This window comes from Pseudomonas sp. KH_050 (assembly GCF_057838875.1).
This window is the reverse complement of sequence record NZ_CM174478.1, coordinates 5,252,308-5,276,968: the sequence shown is the minus strand read 5'-3', so window position 1 is coordinate 5,276,968 and position 24,661 is coordinate 5,252,308. Positions and strand designations below refer to the sequence as shown.

Annotated in this window: 17 protein-coding genes, 3 tRNA genes and 1 riboswitch; of the genes, 17 read left to right on the top strand and 3 right to left on the bottom strand. The window is 58.8% G+C overall.

All coding sequences use genetic code 11. The features are described from left to right. Window positions 1–367 precede the first annotated feature (367 nt). The 7 genes from AC3IUA_RS24200 (at window position 368) to astE (ending at window position 8,265) form a co-directional block, all read left to right on the top strand. Window positions 368–1,588, top strand: coding sequence for an aspartate aminotransferase family protein (locus AC3IUA_RS24200; protein WP_489357388.1), 1,221 nt, complete (start codon window positions 368–370; stop codon window positions 1,586–1,588). Between the two features lie 134 nt (window positions 1,589–1,722). Next, window positions 1,723–2,742, top strand: coding sequence for an arginine/ornithine succinyltransferase subunit alpha (gene aruF / locus AC3IUA_RS24195; RefSeq protein WP_489357387.1), 1,020 nt, complete (start codon window positions 1,723–1,725; stop codon window positions 2,740–2,742). A 94-nt stretch (window positions 2,743–2,836) separates the two neighbouring features. Continuing rightward, a complete protein-coding gene (gene astA / locus AC3IUA_RS24190) occupies window positions 2,837–3,871 on the top strand; it encodes an arginine N-succinyltransferase (protein ID WP_489357386.1) in 1,035 nt (344 codons plus the stop codon). Beyond that, on the top strand, window positions 3,868–5,337 hold the full coding sequence (gene astD, locus AC3IUA_RS24185; protein ID WP_489362452.1) for a succinylglutamate-semialdehyde dehydrogenase: 1,470 nt from the start codon (window positions 3,868–3,870) through the stop codon (window positions 5,335–5,337). The genes astA and astD overlap by 4 nt, the downstream gene beginning before the upstream one ends. A gap of 207 nt (window positions 5,338–5,544) precedes the next feature. Further along, the gene (gene astB / locus AC3IUA_RS24180; protein ID WP_489357385.1) at window positions 5,545–6,891 is read left to right on the top strand and encodes an N-succinylarginine dihydrolase; all 1,347 of its coding nucleotides are present in this window, start codon (window positions 5,545–5,547) and stop codon (window positions 6,889–6,891) included. A 63-nt stretch (window positions 6,892–6,954) separates the two neighbouring features. Continuing rightward, window positions 6,955–7,242: a topoisomerase II gene (locus AC3IUA_RS24175; protein WP_150806678.1), complete on the top strand. Its 288-nt coding sequence runs from the start codon at window positions 6,955–6,957 to the stop codon at window positions 7,240–7,242. Window positions 7,243–7,254: 12 nt separating this feature from the next. Continuing rightward, window positions 7,255–8,265: a succinylglutamate desuccinylase gene (gene astE / locus AC3IUA_RS24170; protein ID WP_489357384.1), complete on the top strand. Its 1,011-nt coding sequence runs from the start codon at window positions 7,255–7,257 to the stop codon at window positions 8,263–8,265. A gap of 127 nt (window positions 8,266–8,392) precedes the next feature. Here astE and AC3IUA_RS24165 read toward each other — a convergent pair whose 3' ends face one another. Next, window positions 8,393–8,902: a 6,7-dimethyl-8-ribityllumazine synthase gene (locus tag AC3IUA_RS24165; protein WP_489357383.1), complete on the bottom strand. Its 510-nt coding sequence runs from the start codon at window positions 8,900–8,902 to the stop codon at window positions 8,393–8,395. Between the two features lie 121 nt (window positions 8,903–9,023). Next, a riboswitch (FMN riboswitch) is annotated at window positions 9,024–9,195 on the bottom strand. A gap of 219 nt (window positions 9,196–9,414) precedes the next feature. Here AC3IUA_RS24165 and ltaE point away from each other — a divergent pair. The 10 genes from ltaE to AC3IUA_RS24115 all read left to right on the top strand — a co-directional run bounded on the left by ltaE (window position 9,415) and on the right by AC3IUA_RS24115 (window position 19,873). Beyond that, entirely contained in the window at window positions 9,415–10,419 is a 1,005-nt protein-coding gene (gene ltaE / locus AC3IUA_RS24160; RefSeq protein ID WP_489357382.1) for a low-specificity L-threonine aldolase, read from the top strand. 146 nt (window positions 10,420–10,565) lie between these two features. Beyond that, entirely contained in the window at window positions 10,566–13,184 is a 2,619-nt protein-coding gene (alaS, locus tag AC3IUA_RS24155; protein ID WP_489357381.1) for an alanine--tRNA ligase, read from the top strand. A 90-nt stretch (window positions 13,185–13,274) separates the two neighbouring features. Next, complete coding sequence (locus tag AC3IUA_RS24150; RefSeq protein WP_489357380.1) at window positions 13,275–14,516, top strand: aspartate kinase; 1,242 nt, start codon at window positions 13,275–13,277, stop codon at window positions 14,514–14,516. A 185-nt stretch (window positions 14,517–14,701) separates the two neighbouring features. Beyond that, complete coding sequence (csrA, locus tag AC3IUA_RS24145; protein ID WP_002554426.1) at window positions 14,702–14,890, top strand: carbon storage regulator CsrA; 189 nt, start codon at window positions 14,702–14,704, stop codon at window positions 14,888–14,890. 62 nt (window positions 14,891–14,952) lie between these two features. Beyond that, a tRNA-Ser gene (locus AC3IUA_RS24140) sits at window positions 14,953–15,043 on the top strand. A gap of 108 nt (window positions 15,044–15,151) precedes the next feature. Next, a tRNA-Arg gene (locus AC3IUA_RS24135) sits at window positions 15,152–15,228 on the top strand. A gap of 72 nt (window positions 15,229–15,300) precedes the next feature. Then, window positions 15,301–15,377, top strand: a tRNA-Arg gene (locus AC3IUA_RS24130). A gap of 600 nt (window positions 15,378–15,977) precedes the next feature. Continuing rightward, on the top strand, window positions 15,978–18,602 hold the full coding sequence (locus AC3IUA_RS24125) for a hypothetical protein (RefSeq protein ID WP_489357379.1): 2,625 nt from the start codon (window positions 15,978–15,980) through the stop codon (window positions 18,600–18,602). 13 nt (window positions 18,603–18,615) lie between these two features. Beyond that, entirely contained in the window at window positions 18,616–19,017 is a 402-nt protein-coding gene (locus AC3IUA_RS24120; RefSeq protein WP_489357378.1) for a lysozyme inhibitor LprI family protein, read from the top strand. 247 nt (window positions 19,018–19,264) lie between these two features. Further along, window positions 19,265–19,873 (top strand): PA3715 family protein, encoded by a 609-nt coding sequence (locus tag AC3IUA_RS24115; protein ID WP_489357377.1) that lies wholly within the window; start codon window positions 19,265–19,267, stop codon window positions 19,871–19,873. Window positions 19,874–20,036: 163 nt separating this feature from the next. On the opposite strand, the gene AC3IUA_RS24110 is transcribed toward AC3IUA_RS24115, so the two are convergent. Both AC3IUA_RS24110 and emhB read right to left on the bottom strand, forming a co-directional pair. Next, window positions 20,037–21,497, bottom strand: a complete 1,461-nt coding sequence (locus AC3IUA_RS24110) for an AdeC/AdeK/OprM family multidrug efflux complex outer membrane factor (RefSeq protein WP_489357376.1) — start codon at window positions 21,495–21,497, stop codon at window positions 20,037–20,039. Next, a complete protein-coding gene (gene emhB / locus AC3IUA_RS24105; RefSeq protein WP_489357375.1) occupies window positions 21,494–24,658 on the bottom strand; it encodes an efflux RND transporter permease subunit EmhB in 3,165 nt (1,054 codons plus the stop codon). Before emhB ends, AC3IUA_RS24110 begins: the two co-directional genes overlap by 4 nt. Between the last annotated feature and the right edge of the window lie 3 nt (window positions 24,659–24,661).

Sequence of the window (24,661 nt, the reverse complement as noted above, 5' to 3'; positions counted from 1 at the left end):
TAGCAGCTGGCGAAGCCTGCGTTCGGCTGCGCAGCAGTCGTAAAGGGATGTAGCGCGATTTCCCTGTAAGAATCGAGTCGCCTGATTTACGACCGCTTCGCGGCCGAATGTAGCCTTCGGCAACTGCTACGAAAACGCGCCCCAAGTCTCGGTCAAATCAAATGCCATGCCCCGCTGCATCAATCCCCTTCAGCGTTTAAACTGCGCCTTTGCGACGCTATTTGTCGCATTGCCGTAAACCCCGGTAAAAGCCGGTTTGGCGCTATAAGAAGTTGTCGCTTGGCGGCAAGGCCAAGCTGAAAACTGTCCTTACAATCCCCCCATCGCTTGCCAGTTTCAGGCAAGCGTTCCTCTTCAGGAGACTCCGATGTCCGTTGAGCTAGCTCCGGTGCAACGCGCCGATTTCGACCAGGTAATGGTTCCCAACTATGCGCCTGCTGCTTTCATTCCTGTGCGTGGCGCCGGCTCCCGAGTCTGGGATCAGTCGGGTCGTGAGCTGATCGATTTCGGCGGCGGGATCGCGGTTAACGTATTGGGCCATGCGCATCCGGCGCTGGTCGGTGCCTTGACCGAACAAGCGAACAAGCTGTGGCACGTCTCCAACGTCTTCACCAATGAGCCGGCTTTGCGCCTGGCCCATAAGCTGATCGACGCCACCTTTGCCGACCGGGTATTCCTCTGCAACTCCGGCGCCGAAGCCAACGAGGCCGCCTTCAAGCTGGCCCGTCGTGTGGCTCACGATCGTTTCGGTTCTGAAAAGTACGAAATCATCGCCGCGCTGAACAGCTTCCACGGTCGTACGCTGTTCACCGTCAACGTTGGCGGTCAGTCGAAGTACTCCGACGGCTTCGGTCCGAAGATCGTTGGCATCACTCACGTGCCGTTCAACGATCTGGCCGCGCTGAAAGCGGCCATCTCCGACAAGACCTGCGCGGTGGTGCTGGAACCGGTCCAGGGCGAGGGCGGCGTACTGCCGGCCGAACTGGCTTACCTGCAAGGCGCTCGCGAACTGTGCAATGAGCACAACGCGCTGCTGGTGTTCGACGAAGTGCAAACCGGCATGGGCCGCAGTGGTGAGCTGTTCGCCTACATGAACTACGGCGTGACCCCGGACATCCTCACCAGCGCCAAGAGCCTGGGCGGCGGTTTCCCGATCGCGGCAATGCTGACCACTGAAGAGTTGGCCAAGCACCTGGTCGTCGGTACTCACGGCACCACTTACGGCGGCAACCCATTGGCCTGTGCCGTGGCTGGCGCGGTGCTCGATGTAGTCAACACGCCAGAAGTGTTGAATGGCGTCAAAGCCAAGCACGACAAGTTCAAGACCCGCCTGGAACAGATCGGTGCCAAATACGGCCTGTTCACTGAGGTGCGTGGTCTGGGCCTGTTGCTCGGCTGCGTCCTCAGCGATGCCTGGAAAGGCAAGGCCAAAGACATTTTCAACGCCGCTGAAAGCGAAGGCCTGATGATCCTGCAGGCCGGCCCGGACGTGATTCGTTTCGCGCCAAGCCTGGTGGTTGAAGACGCCGATATCGAGCAGGGCCTGGAGCGTTTCGAGCGCGCCGTGGCGAAACTGACTCAAGCCTGATACAGGCCGTGCTACCCCTCGGGGCCTATTCTTGTAATAGGCCCTGAGCCAAATTCCTGTGCCGGGCCTGCCCGGCATTTTTTTCCCCGAGTCGGCACTTTGACCGACCTGTTTTTTCAGTAAGGAGTGACACCATGCTGGTGATGCGCCCCGCGCAAATGGCTGATCTGGGCGAGGTACAGCGTCTGGCTGCGGACAGCCCGATTGGTGTCACTTCCTTGCCGGATGATGTCGAACGCCTGAGCGACAAGATCGCTGCGTCCGAAGCCTCGTTCGCCGCCGAAGTCAGCTTCAACGGTGAAGAAAGCTACTTTTTCGTGCTCGAAGACACCAGCACCGGGAAACTGGTCGGCTGTTCGGCGATCGTGGCCTCGGCCGGTTACTCCGAGCCGTTCTACAGTTTCCGTAATGAAACCTTCGTTCATGCTTCCCGTGAGCTGAAGATTCATAACAAGATCCACGTGCTCTCCCAATGCCATGACCTGACGGGCAACAGCCTGCTGACCAGCTTCTACGTGGTCCCTGAGCTGGTGGGTTCGCCGTGGTCGGAACTCAACTCCCGTGGTCGTCTGCTGTTCGTTGCCAGCCACCCGGAACGCTTTGCCGATTCGGTGGTGACCGAGATCGTCGGTTACAGCGACGAGAATGGCGATTCGCCGTTCTGGGACGCCATCGGCCGCAATTTCTTCGACCTGAACTATGCCGCGGCCGAGCGTCTGTGCGGGCTGAAAAGCCGGACCTTCCTCGCCGAGCTGATGCCGCACTACCCGATCTACGTGCCGCTGCTGCCCGATTCCGCCCAAGAGGCGATGGGCCAAGTGCATCCACGGGCGCAGATCACCTTCGACATCCTGATGCGCGAAGGCTTCGAGACCGACCACTACATCGACATCTTCGACGGTGGCCCGACCCTGCATGCCCGCGTTTCGGGGATCCGTTCGATCGCCCAGAGCCGTGTGGTGCCGGTGAAAATCGGCGAGCCGGTCAAAGGCGCCGGTCGTCAATACCTGGTGGCGAATGCGCAGTTGCAGGATTACCGCGCGGTATTGCTCGAGCTGGACTACGCGCCGGGTAAACCGGTGACTCTGGATCTTGAAGCGGCCGAAGCCCTGGGCGTTGGAGAAGGTGCCAGTGTGCGCCTGGTGGCGGTTTAACACCTGCTGCCACGCCTATAAAGAGTGCCTGGAAAGAATCCTGGAAAGCAGCGAGTTTCACGGGTGGCGCCAGCCACCTGTCTGAGGAGATAGCATGATCGTTCGTCCCGTACGCAGCAGCGATTTACCCGCTCTGATCGACCTGGCCCGCAGCACCGGCACCGGCCTGACTACCTTGCCGGCCAACGAAGAGCGCCTGGCGCATCGGGTCGGCTGGGCGGAAAAGACTTTTCGCGGCGAAGCCGAGCGCGGTGACGCGGACTACTTGTTCGTGCTCGAAGACGACGACGGCCGGGTGGTGGGCATTTCGGCGATTGCCGGTGCGGTTGGCCTGCGCGAGCCCTGGTACAACTTCCGGGTTGGTCTGACGGTCAGCGCCTCTCAGGAGCTGAATATCTACCGCGAGATCCCGACGCTGTTCCTGGCCAACGACCTGACCGGCAACTCCGAGCTGTGCTCGTTGTTCCTGCATGCCGATTACCGCACGGGTCTCAACGGCCGCATGCTGGCCAAGGCGCGGATGCTGTTCATCGCGGAATTCCCACAACTGTTCGGCAACAAGATCATCGCCGAAATGCGCGGCATGTCCGACGAAGCCGGGCGCTCGCCGTTCTGGGAAAGCCTGGGTCGGCACTTCTTCAAGATGGAATTCAGCCAGGCCGACTACCTGACTGGGGTCGGCAACAAGGCCTTTATCGCCGAATTGATGCCGAAATTCCCGTTGTACACCTGCTTCCTCTCCGAAGATGCGCGTAACGTGATTGGCAAGGTTCACACCGACACCGAGCCGGCGCTGGCCATGCTCAAGAGCGAAGGGTTCAGTTATCAGGGCTACGTCGACATCTTCGACGCCGGTCCGGCGGTGGAATGCGAAACCACCAAGATTCGTGCGGTGCGCGACAGTCAGGCGCTGGTGCTGGCCATCGGCACCCCGGGTGACGATGCCACGCCATTCCTGATCCACAACCGCAAACGCGAAGACTGCCGGATCACTGCCGCTCCGGCACGTTACGCCGCTGGCACCCTGGTGGTCGATCAACTAACAGCCAAACGTCTTCAACTGACGGCGGGCGATCAGGTACGTGCTGTGCCGTTGTCGGCCCAGCCAGTTTCTCGGGAGTCGAAATAATGGGCACGCTATACATCGCTGGTGAATGGCTGGAAGGGCAGGGCGAAGGTTTCGAATCGTTGAACCCGGTGACCCAACAAGTGCTGTGGTCCGGTAATGGCGCCAATGTCGCGCAAGTCGAGTCAGCCGTACAGGCTGCCCGGCAGGCCTTTCCGGCCTGGGCCAAACGCTCGCTGGAAGATCGTATCGGCGTGCTGGAGGCCTTTGCCGCCAGCCTGAAAAACCATGCCGACGAACTGGCCCGCTGCATTGGTGAAGAAACCGGCAAACCGCTGTGGGAGTCGGCCACCGAAGTCACCAGCATGATCAACAAGATTGCTATCTCGGTGCAAAGCTACCGCGAGCGTACCGGCGAGAAGAGTGGCCCATTGGGCGACGCCACCGCGGTATTGCGCCACAAGCCTCACGGCGTAGTGGCCGTGTTCGGCCCCTACAACTTCCCGGGTCACTTGCCGAACGGGCATATCGTTCCGGCGTTGCTGGCCGGTAACAGCGTGCTGTTCAAACCGAGCGAGCTGACGCCGAAAGTCGCCGAGCTGACGGTCAAGTGCTGGATCGAAGCCGGCCTGCCGGCCGGCGTGCTGAACCTGCTGCAAGGCGCTCGCGAAACCGGGATCGCCCTGGCGGCCAATCCGGGTATCGACGGTTTGTTCTTCACCGGTTCCAGCCGCACCGGCAACCATTTGCACCAACAGTTCTCTGGTCGTCCGGACAAGATCCTGGCACTGGAAATGGGTGGCAACAACCCGCTGGTGGTCGATCAGGTCGCTGACCTCGATGCCGCGGTCTATACCATTATTCAATCGGCGTTCATTTCCGCCGGGCAGCGCTGCACCTGCGCTCGGCGTCTGCTGGTACCGCAAGGCGCCTGGGGCGATGCGCTGCTGGCGCGTCTGGTGGAGGTCAGCTCGACGATTGAAGTCGGCGAGTTCGACAAACAACCGGCACCGTTCATGGGCTCGGTGATTTCCCTCGGCGCCGCCCGTGCGCTGATGGAAGCCCAGGAACACTTGCTCGGTAACGGCGCCGTGGCGCTGCTGGAAATGACTCAGCCCCTCGCCCAGGCCGCGTTGCTGACGCCGGGGATTCTCGACGTGACCGCAGTGCTGGATCGCCCGGATGAGGAGCTGTTCGGCCCGTTGCTGCAAGTGATTCGCTACGCTGATTTTGAAGCAGCGATCGCTGAAGCCAACGATACTCAATATGGCCTGGCAGCCGGCTTGCTGTCGGATTCCGAGGATCGTTATCAGCAGTTCTGGCTGGAAAGCCGCGCCGGGATCGTCAACTGGAACAAGCAACTGACCGGTGCCGCGAGCAGCGCACCGTTCGGCGGCGTGGGCGCCTCGGGCAACCATCGCGCCAGTGCCTATTACGCAGCGGATTACTGCGCGTACCCGGTGGCCTCGCTGGAAACCCCGAGCCTGACCTTGCCGACGGCGCTGACTCCAGGCGTGCGGATGTCGTAAGCCGCTTCGCGCGTAGCAGCTGCCGCAGGCTGCGTTCGAGCGCGAAGCGGTCGCAAAACGGTACACCGTGATTCTGGGTCAGAATCTCGGGAGCCTGAATTGCGACTGCTTCGCAGCCGAACGCAGCCTTCGGCAGCTGCTACGGGATTTTGGTCAGATTTTTAGCAATTGATGCCTATAACAACAGATTTTCGTGGAGCCTCGCTGATGAAATCCTATGAAGTCAATTTTGACGGTCTAGTGGGGCCGACCCATAACTACGGCGGTCTGTCCTACGGCAACGTCGCGTCCCAGAGCAACAGCCAGCAATCTTCCAATCCGAAGGAAGCGGCGCTGCAAGGCCTGGCGAAAATGAAAGCGCTGATGGAAATGGGCTTTCAGCAAGGCGTGCTCGCCCCCCAGGAGCGTCCGGATGTGGCAGGCCTGCGTAAGCTGGGTTTCAGCGGCACTGACGCGCAAGTGATCGAGCAGGCGGCCAGACAGGCCATGCCGTTGCTGGTCGCCAGCTGCTCGGCGTCGAGCATGTGGGTGGCCAACGCCGCCACCGTCAGCCCGAGCGCCGACACTGCTGACGGTCGCGTGCATTTCACCGCCGCCAACCTCAACTGCAAATACCACCGCAGCATCGAGCACCCGACCACCAGTCGCGTGCTGGGGGCAATGTTCGCTGACCAGAAACACTTCGCCCACCACGCCGCGTTGCCGGCAGTGGCGCAGTTCGGTGACGAAGGCGCGGCCAACCACACACGCTTTTGCCGTGAATACGGCGAAGCCGGCGTCGAGTTCTTCGTGTACGGTCGCAGCGCGTTCGATACCCGCTACCCGGCTCCACAAAAGTACCCGGCGCGCCAGACGCTCGAAGCCTCGCAAGCGGTCGCCCGCCTGCACGGATTGAGCGAAGAGGGCACGGTCTTCGCCCAGCAGAATCCATCGGTGATCGATCAGGGCGTGTTCCATAACGACGTGATTTCGGTGGGCAATGGCGAGGCGCTGTTCTATCACGAGGACGCATTCCTCGACACCGACGCAATGCTGGTTGAACTGCAGACCAAGCTGGCCAAGCGTGGCGGCAACTTCAAGGCGATCTGCGTACCACGCTCCCAGGTGACAGTCGAAGACGCAGTGCGTTCCTATCTGTTCAACAGCCAGCTGCTGTCGCGCGCCGATGGTTCGATGCTGTTGATCGTGCCGCAAGAGTGCCAGAACAACGACCGCGTCTGGCAATACCTGCAAAGCCTGACCAGCTCCGGCGGGCTGATCCGCGAAGTGAAAGTCTTCGACCTCAAGCAGAGCATGCAGAACGGTGGTGGCCCGGCGTGCCTGCGTCTTCGTGTCGCGCTGAATGAAACCGAGCTGGCAGCGGTCAACCCAGGGGTTATCATGACCGCGCCGTTGTACGACACACTGACCCAATGGGTCGACAAGCACTACCGCGACGTCTTGAGCGAAAGCGATCTGGCGGACCCGCAATTGTTGCTTGAGTGCCGGACGGCACTGGATGAACTGACACAAATCCTTAAACTGGGCGCGGTTTATCCATTCCAGATCAATTAAAAGCTTGCGCCCGGATCCAACAGAGCCGGGCGCGCCGCTTTATTTCCAGATGAGAACGTACTAATGAGCGATACCCTGCAGCTGATCCTTGAAGACACCGACGGCACTCAACTGGAAACGACCTGCACCCGCGTTGCGGTGATGTGGCAAGGCAAGGAATTGTGGATCCAGCACGACGGCCGCGGCCAGTTGCTGATCGGCGTAGACGTCGAAGAAGGCGATGCTGAGTACGCCAACCTGCTGTTGCGCCCATTGGCGACTAATCTTGTAAGTCTGCAACTGGAAATGGAACCGGCCGAAGTCGGTGACGAAGACCACGTGCATGGCCCGGATTGCGCACACGACCATTAAGGAAATTGCTCTATGCTCGCCCTCGGCAAACTGCTTGAACTGACCCTCGCCGGCCGCGAACCGGCGGAGAAGACTCAACTGACTGTCGAAGGCGTGCGGATGCGCTGGTTGAGCGAAGGTGCGCTGGAAGTCCGGCCACCTGAAGCTCGCGATAACGGCAAGGACTTGCTGTTGTCGGCCGGCATCCACGGCAACGAGACAGCCCCTATCGAGTTGCTCGACCGTCTGTTGCATGACATCGCCCGTGGTGATTTGAAGCCATGTGCACGCATTCTGTTCCTGTTCGGTAACCCCGAGGCTATGCGCCACGGTGAGCGTTATATCGAGCAGGACGTCAACCGGCTGTTCAACGGCCGTCACGAACTGACCAGCGGTTCCGAAGCCCTGCGCGCTTGCGAGCTGGAGCGGCTGGCCGCGAGCTTCTTCAGCCTGCCGGATCGCAGCCGCTTGCACTACGACCTGCACACCGCCATTCGCGGCTCGAAGATCGAGCAATTCGCGCTGTATCCGTGGAAGGAAGGCCGCCAGCATTCACGCCAGGAGCTGATGCGCCTGCGCGCGGCCGGTATGGACGCGGTGCTGCTGCAGAATAAGCCTTCGATCGTTTTCAGTTCCTACACCTACGACAAACTCGGCGCCGAGTCCTTCACCCTGGAACTGGGCAAGGCCCGGCCATTCGGACAGAACGAAGGGGTCAACGTCGATCGCCTGGAAACCCGCCTCAAGCAAATCATCGAAGGCAACGAGCCATCGTTCGCCGATGACGGGCTGGACGGCTTGCAGCTGTTCAGCGTGGCACGGGAGATCATCAAGCACAGCGACACCTTCCACCTGCACCTGCCGGCGGATATCGAGAACTTCTCGGAGCTGGAAAAGGGTTTCTTGCTGGCGGAAGACATCGCCCAGACTCGCTGGATCGTCGAAGAAGACGGCGCACGAATCATCTTCCCCAATCCAAAAGTGAAGAACGGCTTGCGGGCAGGGATTCTGATAGTGCCGACCACCGCCGAAGACCTGGTCTGACCCGGATCTCAATCCCGACACAAATCTAATGTGGGCGAGCCTTGGGTGGCGAGGGGGCTTGCCCCCCTCGCCACAACAACCGCGCTCCCACAGGTATTGCGTCATTCTGTGGGAGCGAGGCTGAGCCTTAAACCGCTACCGCCCGCGGTTCGCTGCGACGCAATGCGCGGGTCTTGTGCAGGGTGTCGGCACACGTCTTCGCCGCTTCCTGACCTTTATGCACAAAATGCTCGAAGAAGAACTTCTGATGTTCTTCGCCGGCATGGAAGTGGTGCGGGGTCAGTACGACCGAGAACACTGGTACTTCGGTTTCCAGCTGAACCTGCATCAGGCCGCTGATCACCGACTGGGCGACGAATTCGTGGCGGTAGATGCCACCGTCCACCACCAGCCCGGCAGCGACGATGCCGGCATAACGGCCGGATTTGGCCAGCAGCTTGGCGTGCAGCGGGATTTCAAAGGCGCCACCGACTTCAAAGAAATCGATGTCACTTTCCTGATAGCCCTGGACGAGCATTTCGGCGACGAAACCTTTACGGCTCTGGTCGACGATTTCCTTGTGCCAGCAGGCCTGGATAAACGCGACGCGTTCGCCCTGATGGTTTTTGCTCTTGCTATCGATTGCGGTGGGTTGCATCTGTTCTGACTCCTGTTTGTGTGAAAAACAGGGCTTATGAATCGAATGGGATTTAAGGGTACGTTCCGGTCGATCCGCGCAGCTAACCGCACGAATGCCTGGGACGGCCCTTTGGCGCCAATCCCGTTCTCTCTTCATCCGGACTATGACCGTCGGCCCCGGGATCACACCGGGTCTGCTGACCTTGCCGACGCATACTGCCGAAGCCGTCCGTGTCACCAAGCGCTCGCGGGCTATGCGCATTGCGCGCAATTACCGCCGGTGGGGAGTTGCACCCCGCCCTGAGAACGTTGCCACCAGCATTTCTGGCGGCGGTGAGTTTTTAACATATATTTCTGAGCTGCGCATCGCTGCTTTTTGATGATATGAATCGAATTTTCCGTTGGCGTGAACAGGCTTTTCTTGACCCGAGCCTTGATTATCCAGCGCGATGACCGCAGTAATCGGGTTCGAAAGGGATTTTCCCGTTTAGTGAGCGGCGACGTTCGCGTCCCATTGCCGAGGCCTGTTCCATGAGTGTTATCGATCTTCGTAGCGACACAGTGACCCAACCGACTGCCGGAATGCTTGAGGCCATGGCAACTGCCGCCACCGGGGACGATGTGTACGGTGAAGACCCAACGGTGAACCGCCTTGAAGCCGAACTGGCCCAACGCCTGGGTTTTGCTCAAGCTTTATTTGTGCCCAGCGGCACCATGAGCAACCTGCTGGCGTTGATGGCCCATTGTGAGCGCGGCGACGAATACATCGTCGGCCAGCAGGCGCATACCTATAAGTACGAAGGTGGCGGCGCGGCGGTGCTCGGCTCGATCCAGCCACAGCCACTGGACGTCCAGGCCGACGGCTCGCTGGACCTGGCCCAAGTGGCCGCGGCAATCAAACCGGACGACTTCCATTTCGCCCGCACGCGCTTGCTGGCCCTGGAAAACACCATGCAGGGCAAAGTCCTGCCGCTGGAGTACCTGGCCCAGGCCCGCCGTTTTACCCAGGAGCATGGCCTCTCCCTGCACCTGGATGGCGCGCGGTTGTACAACGCCGCGGTCAAACTGGGTGTCGATGCGCGGGAGATCACCCGGCATTTCGATTCGGTGTCGGTGTGCCTGTCCAAAGGCCTTGGCGCGCCGATTGGTTCGGTGCTGTGCGGCACGCCCGAGTTGATCGGCAAGGCGCGGCGACTGCGCAAGATGGTCGGTGGCGGCATGCGCCAGGCCGGCATTCTCGCGGCGGCGGGGCTGTATGCGCTGGATCATCAGGTGCAGCGTCTGGCCGATGACCATGCCAACGCCCAGTTGCTGGCCGAAGGCCTGCGCGCGGCCGGTTATGCGGTCGAGCCGGTGCAGACCAATATGGTCTACGTGCAGATGGACGAGCGGGCCGAGGCGATCAAGGCTTTTGCCGCCGAGCGCGGGATCAAGCTCAGCGCCGCCACGCGGTTGCGGATGGTGACTCACCTGGATGTCAGCCGCGCGCAGATCGAGCAAGTCGTCGACACATTTGCCGAGTTTTCCGGAAAATGATAAAGCTAGCGGTCTGATTGACCCTTTCTATCGTATAAACACGCTGTACCCAAAGCGCAGGGCCGATATAATGCGGCCCTTTGCCGTCGCTCCGTCTTTGGACGTTTTGCACCGGCCTTTGGCCGCAGTCTCCGTGGAAGAACCTAATGAAAAGCGCAGAAATCCGTGAAGCCTTCCTTCGCTTCTTCGAAGAGCAAGGCCACACCCGTGTAGCCTCCAGCTCTTTGATTCCGGGCAACGATCCAACCCTGCTGTTCACCAACGCGGGGATGAACCAGTTCAAGGACTGCTTTCTGGGCCAGGAAAAGCGCGCCTATACCCGCGCCGTCAGCAGCCAGAAGTGCGTACGCGCCGGCGGTAAGCACAACGACCTGGAAAACGTCGGTTATACCGCTCGTCACCACACTTTCTTCGAAATGCTGGGTAACTTCAGCTTCGGCGATTACTTCAAGCGTGATGCGATCAGCTTCGCCTGGACTTTCCTGACGTCGGTCCTGGGCCTGCCCAAGGAAAAACTCTGGGTCACGGTCTACGCCAGCGATGACGAAGCCTATGACATCTGGACCAAGGAAATCGGGGTCCCGGCCGAGCGCATGGTCCGTATCGGCGATAACAAGGGCGCGCCGTACGCTTCCGATAACTTCTGGACCATGGGCGATACCGGCCCGTGCGGTCCTTGCACCGAGATTTTCTACGATCACGGCGCCGACATCTGGGGTGGCCCACCAGGCTCGCCGGAAGAAGACGGCGACCGTTACATCGAAATCTGGAACAACGTGTTCATGCAGTTCAACCGCACCGCCGATGGCGTGTTGCATCCACTGCCGGCACCGTCGGTGGATACCGGCATGGGCCTGGAGCGGATCAGCGCCGTGCTGCAGCACGTTCACTCGAACTATGAAATCGACCTGTTCCAGAGCCTGCTGAGCGCTTCGGCCAAGGCCATCGGTTGCACCAACGACAACCAGGCTTCGCTGAAAGTGGTCGCCGACCACATTCGCTCCTGCGGTTTCCTGATTGCTGACGGCGTGCTGCCGTCCAATGAAGGTCGTGGCTACGTGCTGCGCCGGATCATCCGTCGCGCCTGCCGCCACGGCAACAAACTGGGCGCCAAGGGCAGCTTCTTCTATCAGATCGTCGCCGCACTGGTCGCCGAGATGGGCGATGCCTTCCCTGAGTTGACGCAAGGCCAGGCGCACATCGAGCGCGTACTGAAAGCCGAAGAAGAGCAGTTCGCCAAGACCCTGGAGCAGGGCCTGAAGATCCTCGAGCAGGATCTGGCCGAGCTCAAGGGCGACGTGGTTCCGGGCGATGTGGTGTTCAAACTTTACGACACCTACGGCTTCCCGATGGACCTGACCGGCGACATCGCCCGTGAGCGCAACCTGACCATCGACGCAGAAGGTTTTGAGCGCGAGATGGAAGCCCAGCGTGTACGCGCGCGGTCGGCCAGCTCGTTCGGCATGGACTACAACAGCCTGGTCAAGGTTGATGTGGCCACCGAGTTCACCGGCTACAAAGCGACTAGCGGTTCGGCCAAAGTGATTGCGCTCTATAAAGACGGGCAATCGGTCGACGTGTTGAGTGAAGGCGAAGAGGGCGTGGTCGTTCTCGATCAAACGCCGTTCTACGCTGAATCGGGCGGCCAGATCGGCGATTGCGGCTATCTGCAAACCGGCGTGACGCGTTTCGATGTGCGTGACACCACCAAGACCGGCGGCGCGTTCCTGCACCACGGTGTGCTGGCTTCGGGCAGCCTGATTATCGGCGCAGAGGTCGAGACTCAGGTCGACGCTGACGTGCGGCACGCCACTTCGCTGAACCACTCCGCGACCCACTTGCTGCACGCCGCGCTGCGCCAGGTGCTGGGCGAGCACGTGCAACAGAAAGGCTCGCTGGTCGACAGCCAGCGTCTGCGCTTCGACTTCAGCCACTTCGAGGCGATCAAGCCCGAGCAGTTGAAGGCCCTGGAAGACATCGTCAACCGTGAAGTGCGTAACAACACCGCGGTCGAAACCGAAGAAACCGATATCGAAACCGCCAAGAAAAAAGGCGCCATGGCACTGTTTGGCGAGAAATACGGCGATAACGTGCGAGTGCTGAGCATGGGCGGTGATTTCTCCGTCGAGCTGTGCGGCGGTATCCACGCCAATCGCACCGGTGACATCGGCCTGCTGAAAATCATCAGCGAAGGCGGTGTCGCATCCGGTGTTCGTCGTATCGAAGCGCTGACCGGCGCCGCGGCGCTGACTTATCTGAACGGTGCTGAAGAACAACTCAAGGAAGCGGCGAGCCTGGTCAAGGGCAGTCGCGACAACGTGATCGACAAGCTCCTGGCTGTGCTTGAGCGCAACCGCGCGCTGGAAAAGCAACTCGAGCAGTTGCAGGCCAAGGCCGCCAGCGCCGCCGGTGACGATCTGTCGGCTAATGCACTGGATGTCAAAGGGGTGAACGTGCTGGCCGTGCGTCTGGACGGTCAGGACGGCAAGGCGCTGTTGGCCTTGGTCGATCAATTGAAGAACAAACTCGGCCGCGCAGTGATCCTGCTCGGCAGTGTCCATGAGGAAAAGGTCGTTCTGGTTGCAGGCGTGACCAAAGACCTGACTGGCCAACTCAAAGCCGGTGATTTGATGAAGCAAGCCGCTGCGGCAGTGGGCGGGAAGGGCGGTGGTCGTCCGGACATGGCGCAAGGCGGTGGTGTTGACGCTGGCGCCCTGGATGCCGCACTGGCCCTGGCCGTTCCATTTGTAGAGCAGGGTTTATAAGGCTGCGTGCCGAGCCCGTCGTCTAGTGACGGGCTTCGCAGCTGTTTGAGTGATTATTGGGCGCCCTTCACGGGCAGAGGCGGCTTTGAAATGGCTTTGATCGTACAGAAATTTGGAGGCACCTCGGTCGGCACTGTCGAGAGAATCGAGCAGGTCGCCGACAAGGTTAAGAAATTCCGCGAAGCCGGCGATGACCTGGTGGTTGTGTTGTCTGCAATGAGCGGCGAGACCAACCGTCTGATCGATCTGGCCAAACAAATCAGTGGTGACGGCCAACCGGTTCCCCGTGAGCTGGATGTGATTGTCTCCACGGGCGAGCAGGTGACTATTGCCCTGTTGGCCATGGCGCTGATCAAGCGTGGCGTGCCGGCGGTGTCGTACACCGGTAACCAGGTACGGATTCTGACCGATAGCGCGCACAATAAAGCGCGCATATTGCAGATTGATGATCAGAAGATTCGTGGCGATCTCAAGGCCGGTCGCGTGGTTGTGGTCGCCGGTTTCCAGGGCGTCGACGAGCACGGCAACATCACCACCCTCGGTCGTGGCGGTTCCGATACCACCGGTGTGGCGCTGGCGGCAGCCTTGAAGGCTGATGAGTGCCAGATCTATACCGATGTCGACGGTGTCTACACCACCGATCCGCGCGTCGTGTCCGTGGCTCAGCGCCTGGACAAGATTACCTTCGAAGAGATGCTGGAAATGGCCAGCCTCGGTTCCAAGGTGTTGCAGATCCGTGCGGTCGAGTTCGCCGGCAAGTACAACGTTCCGCTGCGCGTATTGCACAGCTTCAAGGAGGGTCCGGGCACCCTCATTACTATTGATGAAGAGGAATCCATGGAACAGCCGATCATTTCCGGCATCGCTTTCAACCGCGATGAAGCCAAGCTGACCATCCGTGGTGTGCCAGACACTCCCGGCGTGGCCTTCAAGATTCTCGGCCCGATCAGTGCCGCGAACATCGAAGTCGACATGATCGTGCAAAACGTTGCGCACGATAACACCACCGACTTCACCTTCACCGTTCACCGCAACGACTACCTGGCGGCTCAGGCGGTCCTGGAAAACACCGCTCGCGAGATCGGTGCCCGCGAAGTCGTTGGCGATACCAAGATTGCCAAAGTCTCGATCGTCGGCGTTGGCATGCGCTCCCATGCGGGAGTTGCCAGCCGCATGTTCGAAGCGCTGGCCAAAGAGACCATCAACATCCAGATGATCTCGACATCGGAGATCAAGGTCTCGGTGGTGATCGAAGAGAAGTACCTGGAACTGGCTGTGCGCGCTCTGCACACGGCTTTCGACCTGGACGCTCCGGTCCGACAGGGCGAGTGATGCGTTTCCCGAAGGGCGCGGTTTTCCGCGCCTTTTGTTTTTTTGATCGGCACGACTGAAATCTGTTCTTTTGCTCGCGCTAGTCAATACTTAGGCATGTAGGGCTGCGACCGCTCCGGTTGTGGGTCGAGTGCCTTTTTTTTGCAGACTGTTGTCCCTGAAATGAAATGCGTGAGGAGAAAGGTATGCTGATTCTGACTCGTCGATGCGCAGAAAGCCTGATTATTGGTGATGGCGAAATCACTGTTACGGTGCTCGGCGTCAAAGGAAATCAGGTGCGTATTGGTGTCAACGCACCCAAGGAAGTGGCGGTTCACCGCGAGGAAATCTACCTGCGGATCAAGAAAGAGAAGGATGAAGAACCAAGCCATTAATTTTTATCGTTTTTTATGTTTGCAAACGGGGAAAAGGTTGGTTAAGATACGCCCCGTGTTGCGGAGAGGTGGCCGAGTGGCCGAAGGCGCTCCCCTGCTAAGGGAGTACACCTCAAAAGGGTGTCGGGGGTTCGAATCCCCCCTTCTCCGCCATTATTTACTTAGTACGTTGTAATCTGGCTTCTTCGGTAAGTTGTTGAAATTACTAGAAAAAAGCGCTTTACAAAAAGATTTAACGGACTATAATGCGCGGCAACAAATGCACTCGTAGCTCAGCTGGATAGAGTACTCGGCTACGAACCGAGCGGTCACAGGTTCGAATCCTGTCGAGTGCACCATTTAAGAGTTGTTTGCAGTGATGTGAGCAACTTTGCTTCAACCAGCGGTGGTCTGGTCTAACAAACACAAATGCACTCGTAGCTCAGCTGGATAGAGTACTCGGCTACGAACCGAGCGGTCACAGGTTCGAATCCTGTCGAGTGCACCAAACATGAAAAGCGCTCCAGTCCTCACGGACCGGGGCGTTTTTTTTCGTGGTGATTTTTTCAGGCGTCGCTGGATGCCCGCTCAGTTGGCCGTAGTGGATGGGAAGGCAGCTACGCTGCGGTCATGGGCTCTTTGTTTCGCCGCCGCGCCCAAGGGGGCACGTAGGGGCATTGAAGCCGCTATCGCGAGCAATCGAGCATCGACCGACAGCTCCTGCCAAGGCATTCGATCACCTGTAGATACTCTATTGCCAACCTGTCTCTCGCGAATGTACCCAAATCCCACCGTAGGAGCTGCGGCAGGCTGCGATCTTTTGATCCTGGCTTTTGGCCGGCGTACATACCCATTCCCGCAGTAACGGCCACTTAGGGTTTCGCGCTTGCAGCCAGCCCTTCAAGATCTTTGCGCTTTTGCCGCCTTGAGTACCCAATCCGTCATTTAGCTGGCAGCCGATTGTAGGCAGATTCGGCAAAGGTTATAGGGGCGTTCCTGTTGATACATCAGGGGGTGTTGCGGTCGCTCAAGATGATCCATCGTTGTTTATAGAGAAGAGACCGGTACCTCTCTCTGGCTGACCCCTTCGCAAGGAGCAAAACACCGCATGACCACCTTGTTCACTTGGCTTTTTGGACGGCGCTCCAGTGGCCGGAACTCTCGGTTTGATGTGCGCGATGCCCCGATCCTGCCGACGCCCGACACAGGCCCGGTCCGGTCATCCTTGCCTCCCGAGACCAGTGCCGACGCACTGCAACCGTTACAGAACTGGAGCCATCCGTTCAAGGACCAGCGCAACAAGGACCAGCGCAACCCACTGCTGCAGTTGACCCAACTCGCCAAGGCCGGAGCCGGTTACTACCCCTTGGGCCGTAGTGGCATGTGGCACGGTGGCGTGCACTTCGATGCCGGCACCGAGGGCATCCTGGATCAGTCCCTGGTGCGTTGCCTGGCCGATGGTGAGGTGGTGGCCTATCGCATCCCCGAGCACACCCCTACCAACACTTTCTTTCCAGAGCCAGAGGTGACCGTCGAGGCGCCGTTTGCCAGCGGCTTCGTACTGGTTCGCCATCGCCTGGAAGCGCCGAAAATCGAAGGCAGCAGCGAGACTCCGCCGAGCCTGACCTTCTACAGCCTGTACCTGCACCTGCAGGATTGGGCGGTTTACCAGGCGAATTCCACCTTGGCCCGCCCGGCGTTCTGGCCCGAGGCGGCGGTCCGTCGCGTCAAGGCGACGGTGAACGACGTCCGCCCCGGCCATCCAGAGCTCCGCGGCCTGAACGTGCGCAACCAGGCCGCGTGGCGGGGCAAGGTGCTCGACCTCCTGCCACGGGGGGCGGAGGTCACCGTCAGCGGCGACGGTGATTACCGCAAGCTGGAGAACACCCTCGGACCGGCCAAGCTGACCAACGCCGAGGGTTCGCTACGCGGCTATGTTGCCATCACCCAGCTGAAACAGATTGCCGGGGACGAATATCACGTGGCGACACGCTGGGGCTCGCTCAATGTCTACGCCGAACCGAGCTTTCACAGCGAAGTGCTCACGGAACTGCCGGATGGCACGGAATTAACGGTCAGCGGTGAAGGCGAGTACCGCAAGCTGGAACGCATCAACCAGTACGTGCATTTCCAATCGCTGCAAGGTGCACTGGAACCGCTGGCGCAGGATCGGGTGGTGGTGCTCGATTCGCCCGTCGCGATCAAGGCCGGGGAGTTGATCGGCCACCTCGGCCTGTATCAGGACTGCCATGCGCAGCGCCCGGAAAAGAAACTGCACCTGGAAGTATTCAGCCCCGACACCCTGAGAACCTTCATCGCGGCCAGTCGCGCCTGGGCCGATCGTCTCCCGGCCCAGGACAGGACCTGGCTGAAACTCGCCAAGGGCACGGCGGTGGTGGCGCATCAGGGCACCTACAGCGTCACGCGATGGCCCATCCTGAGTGCGGCCAACCCCCTGAGCGACGCCGACCTGCTGGTCCCCAAGAGCCTGCTCGACGGCCTCGCGGCCGAGAGAAAAATCGCGGTACCGGCAACGCCTGACCGCAGGGCCTACAACTGGTACCGCCTCGATGGTTTGCTCCACGACGCCGACAACACCCTGCTCGACGGCTGGGTGCGCGAAGAAGTGGGCGTCACCCCCTGGGTCAGTCCCTGGTCATGGGACGGCTACGACGTCATCTTCGACTACGACTCCCCTCGGGAAGTCCTGGCCTCGTTCCTGCGTGCCGTTGACCACTTCAGCGAACAGCAACTCGAGCGCTACGGCCCCATGGCCGATGAAGGGGACAAGGGGCCGATCAAGAGCCGGCTGTACGACATCATCGACCGCAACCGCGACGGCAAGATGACCGCTGAAGAACTGCAAGCGGCCCTCCGCCTGCCGGCCCATGCCCAGTCGATCTCGCAGTTGATCATCCATTATGAAAGCGAGTGGTATTACAAACCGCAGAAGTGGGACGTGCTGGATGAAATGCTCGGCCATAGCGGTTCGACGCCCATCCTGAACTGGGTGGCGGAGAAGAGAAGAATCAAACAGCTGAGTTGGTGGGATGAAGTGGCGGAGAAAGTCGGATTGCCGGCGCATGGGAAGGTGTATCACTTTCATCCGGTGGGGTTGGCAACGTATTTCAACTCTATTGACGGATTAAAAATCCTTGCAGGCAAGATAACCTTCGATGCTGAAGGTAATGATAATCCAGGCTCGATGCACTACAGCAGAGTCATTCACTGGCCAGGAAATGATTTGTCTGGCGTAACTTTGGGGCGAGGGTACGATATGGGAAATCGAACGCAAAACGAAGTTTACGCCCATATGACTCGAGCGGGAATCGACGATAAAAAGGCTAGAGAAATTTCTTTAGCTCGCGGCCTGAAAGGAGTGGCTGCGAGAGATTTTGTAATAAGCAGCAAGATTTCAATTGGCGAAATAACTAAAGATCAACAAATATCAATTTTTAACATCATCTACCCTGGCTACATTGAAAGGGCTATTTCAAATTATAACAAATGGACTTTGTCTGAGATCGACAGGGTGGAATGGGTAAGTCTTGATCCCGTCATTCAAGAAGTATTAGTTGATTTTGTGTATCAAGGTTTTACTTTGGGCGCCAATCCAATGAAAGCTGGGATGCGCAACAGCAGGGCAGAGTTAATGTCTTATATTGAAAATACTCCTGCAATTAGTCAGTATGAGCCAGGTCGGCATAGGGTCAAGTATTTAAAAAATAATTAACTGGAGAGGTTTAATGATCGCAAGATTTATTGTGGTGATGTTGTTTGGGTGTGGGGTGTGTTATGCAGACGCTGCTTATCCTGATTTATGTTTATCTGGAGGCGTGGATAGTCAAGATGTATATGAATGTTCCAAGTATAAAGCTGAAAGCGCTGACAAGGAATTGAATGACGTTTACAAAGATCTAAATAATAGAATATCTACAGAGTACAAGGCGGATCCAAAGTTAGGAGGGGAGCTTCAAGAGTATATAAAAAAATCACAGAGAGCTTGGATTAATCTAAGAGACGCAAACTGTGCTATTGAGAGCTTTGTGATTTCCCCTGAATCTCAAGCATTTGAAGCAATAAGAAATAACTGTCTTGCTAGAGAAAGTATCGAAAGGTCCAGCTATCTAAAGAACTTGAGGTTCTGACGCAGTGCGCATTAAGAATGTGCTAGCAATAGGGAGGTCCACCGAAAAATCTACAGCTCAACAGCACTTATATGGGATGTGCTCTTGGCGCATGTTGTCGAATAAATTTCTAATTAATCAGGTCATCTCCAATCGTCGTTAAAAAAATTATTTTGATGTTATTGTTTTTTTTTTCTCTGCGTTGACAAATGCATCATGTCTAGATGAGCACAAAGATCTCATTGGTAATCTCTATGACGGGGCAGGAGTGATTCGACATAGCTCTGTTTGCAAGGTGTGGCCAGCAACAGGATATATCATCTTTGCAACATCAATTGAGCTGGATGGAAGGACTGATTTGGGGGTAATGGTTTTTGATTCAAAAACCAACACTATTGTTGGAACTGGTCGCGAAATTGATGCGTTAACGGGTGATGCTATTTACAATACTGGAATAAAAATTGATACGGCAAACTACCGGCTTGACAGGGATACCTTGGCGTTCGGGATTCGCACCTCATGGCGAGGTTCGTCACAGCCAAATCCATATAGCTCTGAATCTTTAAGGTTATACATTACGCATGACAATAGCTTGGTTAGCGTTCTAAACGGGCTGAATGTGCATGAGTATTCTGGCGAGTGGGATACCCGTTGTGCTGGTGAGTTCACTACACGAGAAATGACCGTGATCATGATGCAGTCAGCACGGACATATGCAGACCTGCTTATTAAAGAGAAGGCAACGAAAGTACTATCTCGAGAGGCTGCTGAGGGCTGCAAGGATGTTCTGCTGAAAACTGAGGTAAAGAAACACTTACTAAAATATGAAGGAGGGCATTACCTAGTTCCAGAAGACCTGCGCTCAGTCGTAAGATAAGCGAGGAAACCGGGGCAGCCGCTATCACGAGCAAGCTCGCTCCTTGGCCGCGTCCTGCGCAAGCGCTCTAATCCTGTGGCGCAGGCAAAAAAAATCCGAAGCCCTTATCAGGTTCCGGATTTTTTTCTCATCAAGAAGCGCTCAACGCTCCTCAGTCAGGCCCTCAAAACAACTTGAGCTTCGGCGCTTCTTCAGCCACTGGCTCGTTCTTCGCGGTCTGTGCGTTCCAGCCGCCACCAAGGGCCTTGTACAGATTGACCTCGCTGACCAGTTGCGCCAGGCGATCGGTGATCAATGCCTGTTGCGCGCTGAACAGCTGGCGCTGGGCATCGAGGAAGGTCAGGTTGCTGTCGACGCCGATCCGGTAGCGACGCTCGGCCAGGCGGTAGTAGTCCTGGTTGGCATTGACGAAATCACGCTGGGCCTGCAACTGTTGGTTGAAGGTCTGGCGCGCGGCCAGGCCATCGGAGACTTCCTGGAAGGCGGTCTGGATGGACTTTTCGTACTGTGCCACGGAGATGTCTTTCTGGATTTTCGAGTAATCCAGGCTCGCTCTCAGGCTGCCGGCATTGAAGATTGGCAGATTGATTTGCGGCTGGAACAACCAGGTTCCCGAACCACCCTTGAACAGGCCGGACAGGTCCGGGCTTGCGGTGCCGGCGTTGGCCGTCAGGCTGATGCTCGGGAAAAACGCTGCCCGTGCCGCGCCGATGTTGGCGTTGGCCGCCTTGAGCTGGTGCTCGGCTTCAAGGATGTCCGGACGACGTTGCAGCAAGTCCGACGGCAAGCCGGCCGGGACTTCGCTCAACAGGTCGTCGGCCAGCGGCTGACTGCCCGGCAGGTTGGCCGGAATCCCGGTGCCCAGCAACAGCGCGAGAATGTTCTCGTCCTGTGCGACCAGACGGGTATAGCGCGCATATTGCACCCGAGCGTTTTCCACGGAAGTCCGTGACTGGCTCAGATCCAGCGCCGAGGCCACACCCACTTCATTGCTGCGCGCGGTGAGTTTGTAGCTCTCCTCGAATGCACCCAGGGTGTCTTTGGTCAGCTGGAGCAGTTCCTTGTCGGCCTGCCAGGTCAGGTAGGCGTTGGCCACGCTGGCCACCAGGCTGATCTGGGTGCTGCGCCGCGCTTCTTCAGTGGCAAAGTATTGCTGCAGCGCTTGTTCGCTCAGGCTGCGAACCCGACCGAACAGGTCCAGTTCGTAGGCGCTGATACCCAGGGTCGCCGAATATTGGCTGGTGATGGCCGACTCACCGGTTTGCGACAGGTTGGCCGGAACTCGCTGGCGGCTGCCGCTGCCGGTCGCCGAGACGGCCGGGAACAGGTCGGCGCGCTGAATGCGGTATTGAGCCGCAAAGGCGTCGATGTTCAGGGCCGCGACACGCAGGTCGCGGTTGTTTTCCAGGGCGGTCTGAATCAGTTGTTGCAGCGCCGGGTCATGGAAAAACTGCTTCCAGCCCTGTTCAGCGGCCGCCATGTTGGCAGCCTCCACAGGGGAGTAGGCCGGACCTTGCGGGTACTGCGCCGCAACCGGCGCTGGCGGTCGCTGATAATCAGGTATCAGCGAGCAACCACCGAGCACGAATGCAGTGATTGCCAGGGAGAGTAGCGACTTGCTCATTGGCCAGCCTCGTTTGCAGTTTCAATGGAGTCGGGTTCGTCCGCGACTTTTCTTTGACCCATGGCGGACACGGTGACAAAGAACAGCGGTACCCAGAAGATCGCCAAAACAGTCGCGGTGATCATACCGCCAATTACCCCGGTACCAATCGCATGCTGGCTGCCGGAACCCGCGCCGGTGGAGATTGCCAGTGGTACCACGCCGAGCACGAAGGCCAGCGAGGTCATGATGATCGGTCGCAGACGCATCCGGCAGGCTTCAATGGCCGCCTCGCTCAAGGTGCGTCCCTGTTCATGCAGTTCCTTGGCGAACTCGACGATCAGAATGGCGTTTTTCGATGCCAGACCGATGGTTGTCAGCAAGCCCACCTGGAAATACACGTCGTTGGACAGACCGCGCAGGCTAGTGGCGAGCAGGGCACCGATGATCCCCAGTGGCACCACCAACATCACCGCGATCGGGATCGACCAGCTTTCGTACAGGGCCGCCAGGCAGAGGAACACCATCAGCAGCGACAACGCATACAGCGCCGGCGCCTGCGAGCCGGAGAGACGTTCCTCGTAGGACAGACCGGTCCAGGAGATACCGACACCCGCCGGCAGCTTCTTGGCCAGCGCCTCGACTTCGGCCATGGCTTCACCGGTACTGTAACCGGGTGCCGGAGCGCCGAGGATTTCCATGGCTTCCACACCGTTGTAGCGCGACAGCTTGGGTGCACCGTAAATCCACTCACCCTTGGCAAAGGCGGTGAAGGGCACCATGGTTCCGCTGGCGTTGCGCACGTACCATTTCTTGATGTCTTCGGGGCTCATGCGAGCGCCGGGCTGACCCTGTATGTAGACCTTCTTCACCCGACCGCGGTCGATGAAGTCGTTGACATAGTTACTGCCCAGTCCGATCGACAGGGTGGTGTTGATGTTCGTCATGGTCAGGCCCAAGGCGCTGGCGCGTTCGTCGTCGATGGTCAGCTGGTACTGCGGCTCATCGTTCAGACCGTTGGGGCGGACCTGCGACAGCACCTTGCTTTGCGCGGCCATGCCGAGGAACTGGTTACGCGCCGCCATCAACTTGTCGTGACCGATGCCGGCACGGTCCTGCAGGAAGACGTCGAAACCGGTGGCGTTACCCAGCTCCAATACCGCTGGCGGGGCGAAGGCGAACACCATGGCGTCACGGAAGGTGAAGAAGTGCTGTTGTGCACGGGCCGCGAGCTTGAACACGCTGTTTTCCGCGGAGCGTTGGTCCCATGGCTTGAGCATGATGAAGGCCATGCCCGAACTCTGACCACGGCCGGCGAAGTTGAAGCCGGTCACGGTAAATACCGAGTTGACCGCATCACCTTCACCACCTTCGGCGCTTGGACGCAGGAGGAATTCGCGCATTTCGTCGACCACCACCTGAGTCCGTTCGGCACTGGAGCCGGCCGGGGTCTGCACCTGGGCGAACAGTACGCCCTGGTCTTCTTCCGGCAGGAAGGCCGTGGGGATGCGGGTGAACAGCCAGATCATGCCGACCACGATGATCAGGTAGGCCAGCAGGTACGGCGCCTTGTACTTGAGCATGTTGCCGACACCGCGCTCGTAGCTTTGCACGCCACGGTCGAAGTTGCGGTTGAACCAGCCGAAGAAGCCGCGTTTCGGTACGCCGTGCTCGCCTTTGGGAATCGCCTTGAGCATGGTGGCGCAGAGCGCCGGCGTGAAGATCAGGGCGACCAGTACCGAGAGCGCCATGGCCGAAACGATGGTGATCGAGAACTGCTTGTAGATCACCCCGGTCGAGCCACTGAAGAACGCCATCGGCAGCAGTACCGCCGAGAGCACCAGGGCAATACCGACCAGGGCGCCCTGGATCTGCCCCATGGATTTCTTGGTGGCTTCCTTGGGTGACAGTCCTTCCTCGCTCATCACCCGTTCGACGTTTTCCACCACGACAATGGCATCGTCCACCAGCAAGCCGATGGCCAACACCATACCGAACATGGTCAGGGTGTTGATGCTGAAACCGAACGCCGCGAGGATCCCGAAGGTCCCGAGCAATACCACCGGTACGGTCATGGTGGTGATGACTGTGGCGCGGAAGTTCTGCAGGAACAGGTACATCACCAGGAACACCAGCACAATCGCTTCGACCAGGGTTTCAACCACACCCTTGATCGACTCGGTCACCACCGGGGTGGTGTCGTACGGGAACACCACTTCCATCCCTTCCGGGAAGAACGGCTTGAGACCATCGATGGTGGTGCGCAAGGCTTTGGCGGTGTCCAGAGCGTTGGCGCCGTTGGCCAGTTTTACCGCCAGGCCGGAAGCCGGGCTGCCGTTGAACTGGGCGCTGATGCTGTAGTTCTCGCCACCGAGGCCGACATCGGCCACGTCACCCAGACGCACTTGCGATCCGTCTTTGTTGACCTTCAGCAGGATGGACTTGAACTGCTCGGCCGTCTGCAGGCGGGTCTTGCCGATGATCGTGGCATTCAGTTGCTGCCCCGGCATGGCCGGCAGGCCACCGAGTTGCCCGGAGGAGACCTGGACGTTCTGCGCCGCAACCGCGGCTTTCACGTCCACCGGCGTCAGGTTGAAGTTGTTCAGCTTGGCCGGGTCGAGCCAGATACGCATGGCGTACTGGGCACCGAATACCTGGAAGTCGCCGACACCCGCGGTCCGCGAGATCGGGTCCTGCATGTTGGAAACGATGTAGTTGGACAGGTCGTCCTTGGACATGCTGCCATCGCGCGAGACCACGCCGATCACCAACAGGAAGTTCTTCACTGCCTTGGTCACGCGGATACCCTGCTGCTGCACTTCTTGCGGCAGCAGCGGGGTGGCCAGGTTCAGCTTGTTCTGGACCTGAACCTGGGCGGTATCGGAGTTGGTGCCTTGTTCGAAGGTCGCGGTAATGGTCATGCTGCCGTCGGAGTTACTTTCCGAGGAGACATAACGCAGGTTGTCGATACCGTTGAGCTGCTGCTCGATGACTTGCACCACGGTGTCCTGCACGGTCTGTGCAGAAGCACCTGGGTAGGTCACCTGGATTGCGATAGCAGGTGGCGCAATGCTCGGGTACTGGTTGATCGGCAACTTGAGGATCGATAGAGCCCCGACCAGCATGATCACCAGGGCAATTACCCAGGCGAAAATCGGACGGTCGATAAAAAATTTCGACATGGT

What these genes read in the sequence shown, in the direction of transcription:
- emhB (WP_489357375.1), bottom strand. Translation starts at nt 24,658, where the DNA reads ATGTCGAAATTTTTTATCGACCGTCCGATTTTCGCCTGGGTAATTGCC.
- astE (WP_489357384.1), top strand. Translation starts at nt 7,255, where the DNA reads ATGCTCGCCCTCGGCAAACTGCTTGAACTGACCCTCGCCGGCCGCGAA.
- AC3IUA_RS24110 (WP_489357376.1), bottom strand. Translation starts at nt 21,497, where the DNA reads ATGAGCAAGTCGCTACTCTCCCTGGCAATCACTGCATTCGTGCTCGGT.
- csrA (WP_002554426.1), top strand. Translation starts at nt 14,702, where the DNA reads ATGCTGATTCTGACTCGTCGATGCGCAGAAAGCCTGATTATTGGTGAT.
- ltaE (WP_489357382.1), top strand. Translation starts at nt 9,415, where the DNA reads ATGAGTGTTATCGATCTTCGTAGCGACACAGTGACCCAACCGACTGCC.
- AC3IUA_RS24150 (WP_489357380.1), top strand. Translation starts at nt 13,275, where the DNA reads ATGGCTTTGATCGTACAGAAATTTGGAGGCACCTCGGTCGGCACTGTC.
- aruF (WP_489357387.1), top strand. Translation starts at nt 1,723, where the DNA reads ATGCTGGTGATGCGCCCCGCGCAAATGGCTGATCTGGGCGAGGTACAG.
- astB (WP_489357385.1), top strand. Translation starts at nt 5,545, where the DNA reads ATGAAATCCTATGAAGTCAATTTTGACGGTCTAGTGGGGCCGACCCAT.
- AC3IUA_RS24165 (WP_489357383.1), bottom strand. Translation starts at nt 8,902, where the DNA reads ATGCAACCCACCGCAATCGATAGCAAGAGCAAAAACCATCAGGGCGAA.
- AC3IUA_RS24125 (WP_489357379.1), top strand. Translation starts at nt 15,978, where the DNA reads ATGACCACCTTGTTCACTTGGCTTTTTGGACGGCGCTCCAGTGGCCGG.
- AC3IUA_RS24175 (WP_150806678.1), top strand. Translation starts at nt 6,955, where the DNA reads ATGAGCGATACCCTGCAGCTGATCCTTGAAGACACCGACGGCACTCAA.
- astA (WP_489357386.1), top strand. Translation starts at nt 2,837, where the DNA reads ATGATCGTTCGTCCCGTACGCAGCAGCGATTTACCCGCTCTGATCGAC.
- AC3IUA_RS24200 (WP_489357388.1), top strand. Translation starts at nt 368, where the DNA reads ATGTCCGTTGAGCTAGCTCCGGTGCAACGCGCCGATTTCGACCAGGTA.
- AC3IUA_RS24120 (WP_489357378.1), top strand. Translation starts at nt 18,616, where the DNA reads ATGATCGCAAGATTTATTGTGGTGATGTTGTTTGGGTGTGGGGTGTGT.
- alaS (WP_489357381.1), top strand. Translation starts at nt 10,566, where the DNA reads ATGAAAAGCGCAGAAATCCGTGAAGCCTTCCTTCGCTTCTTCGAAGAG.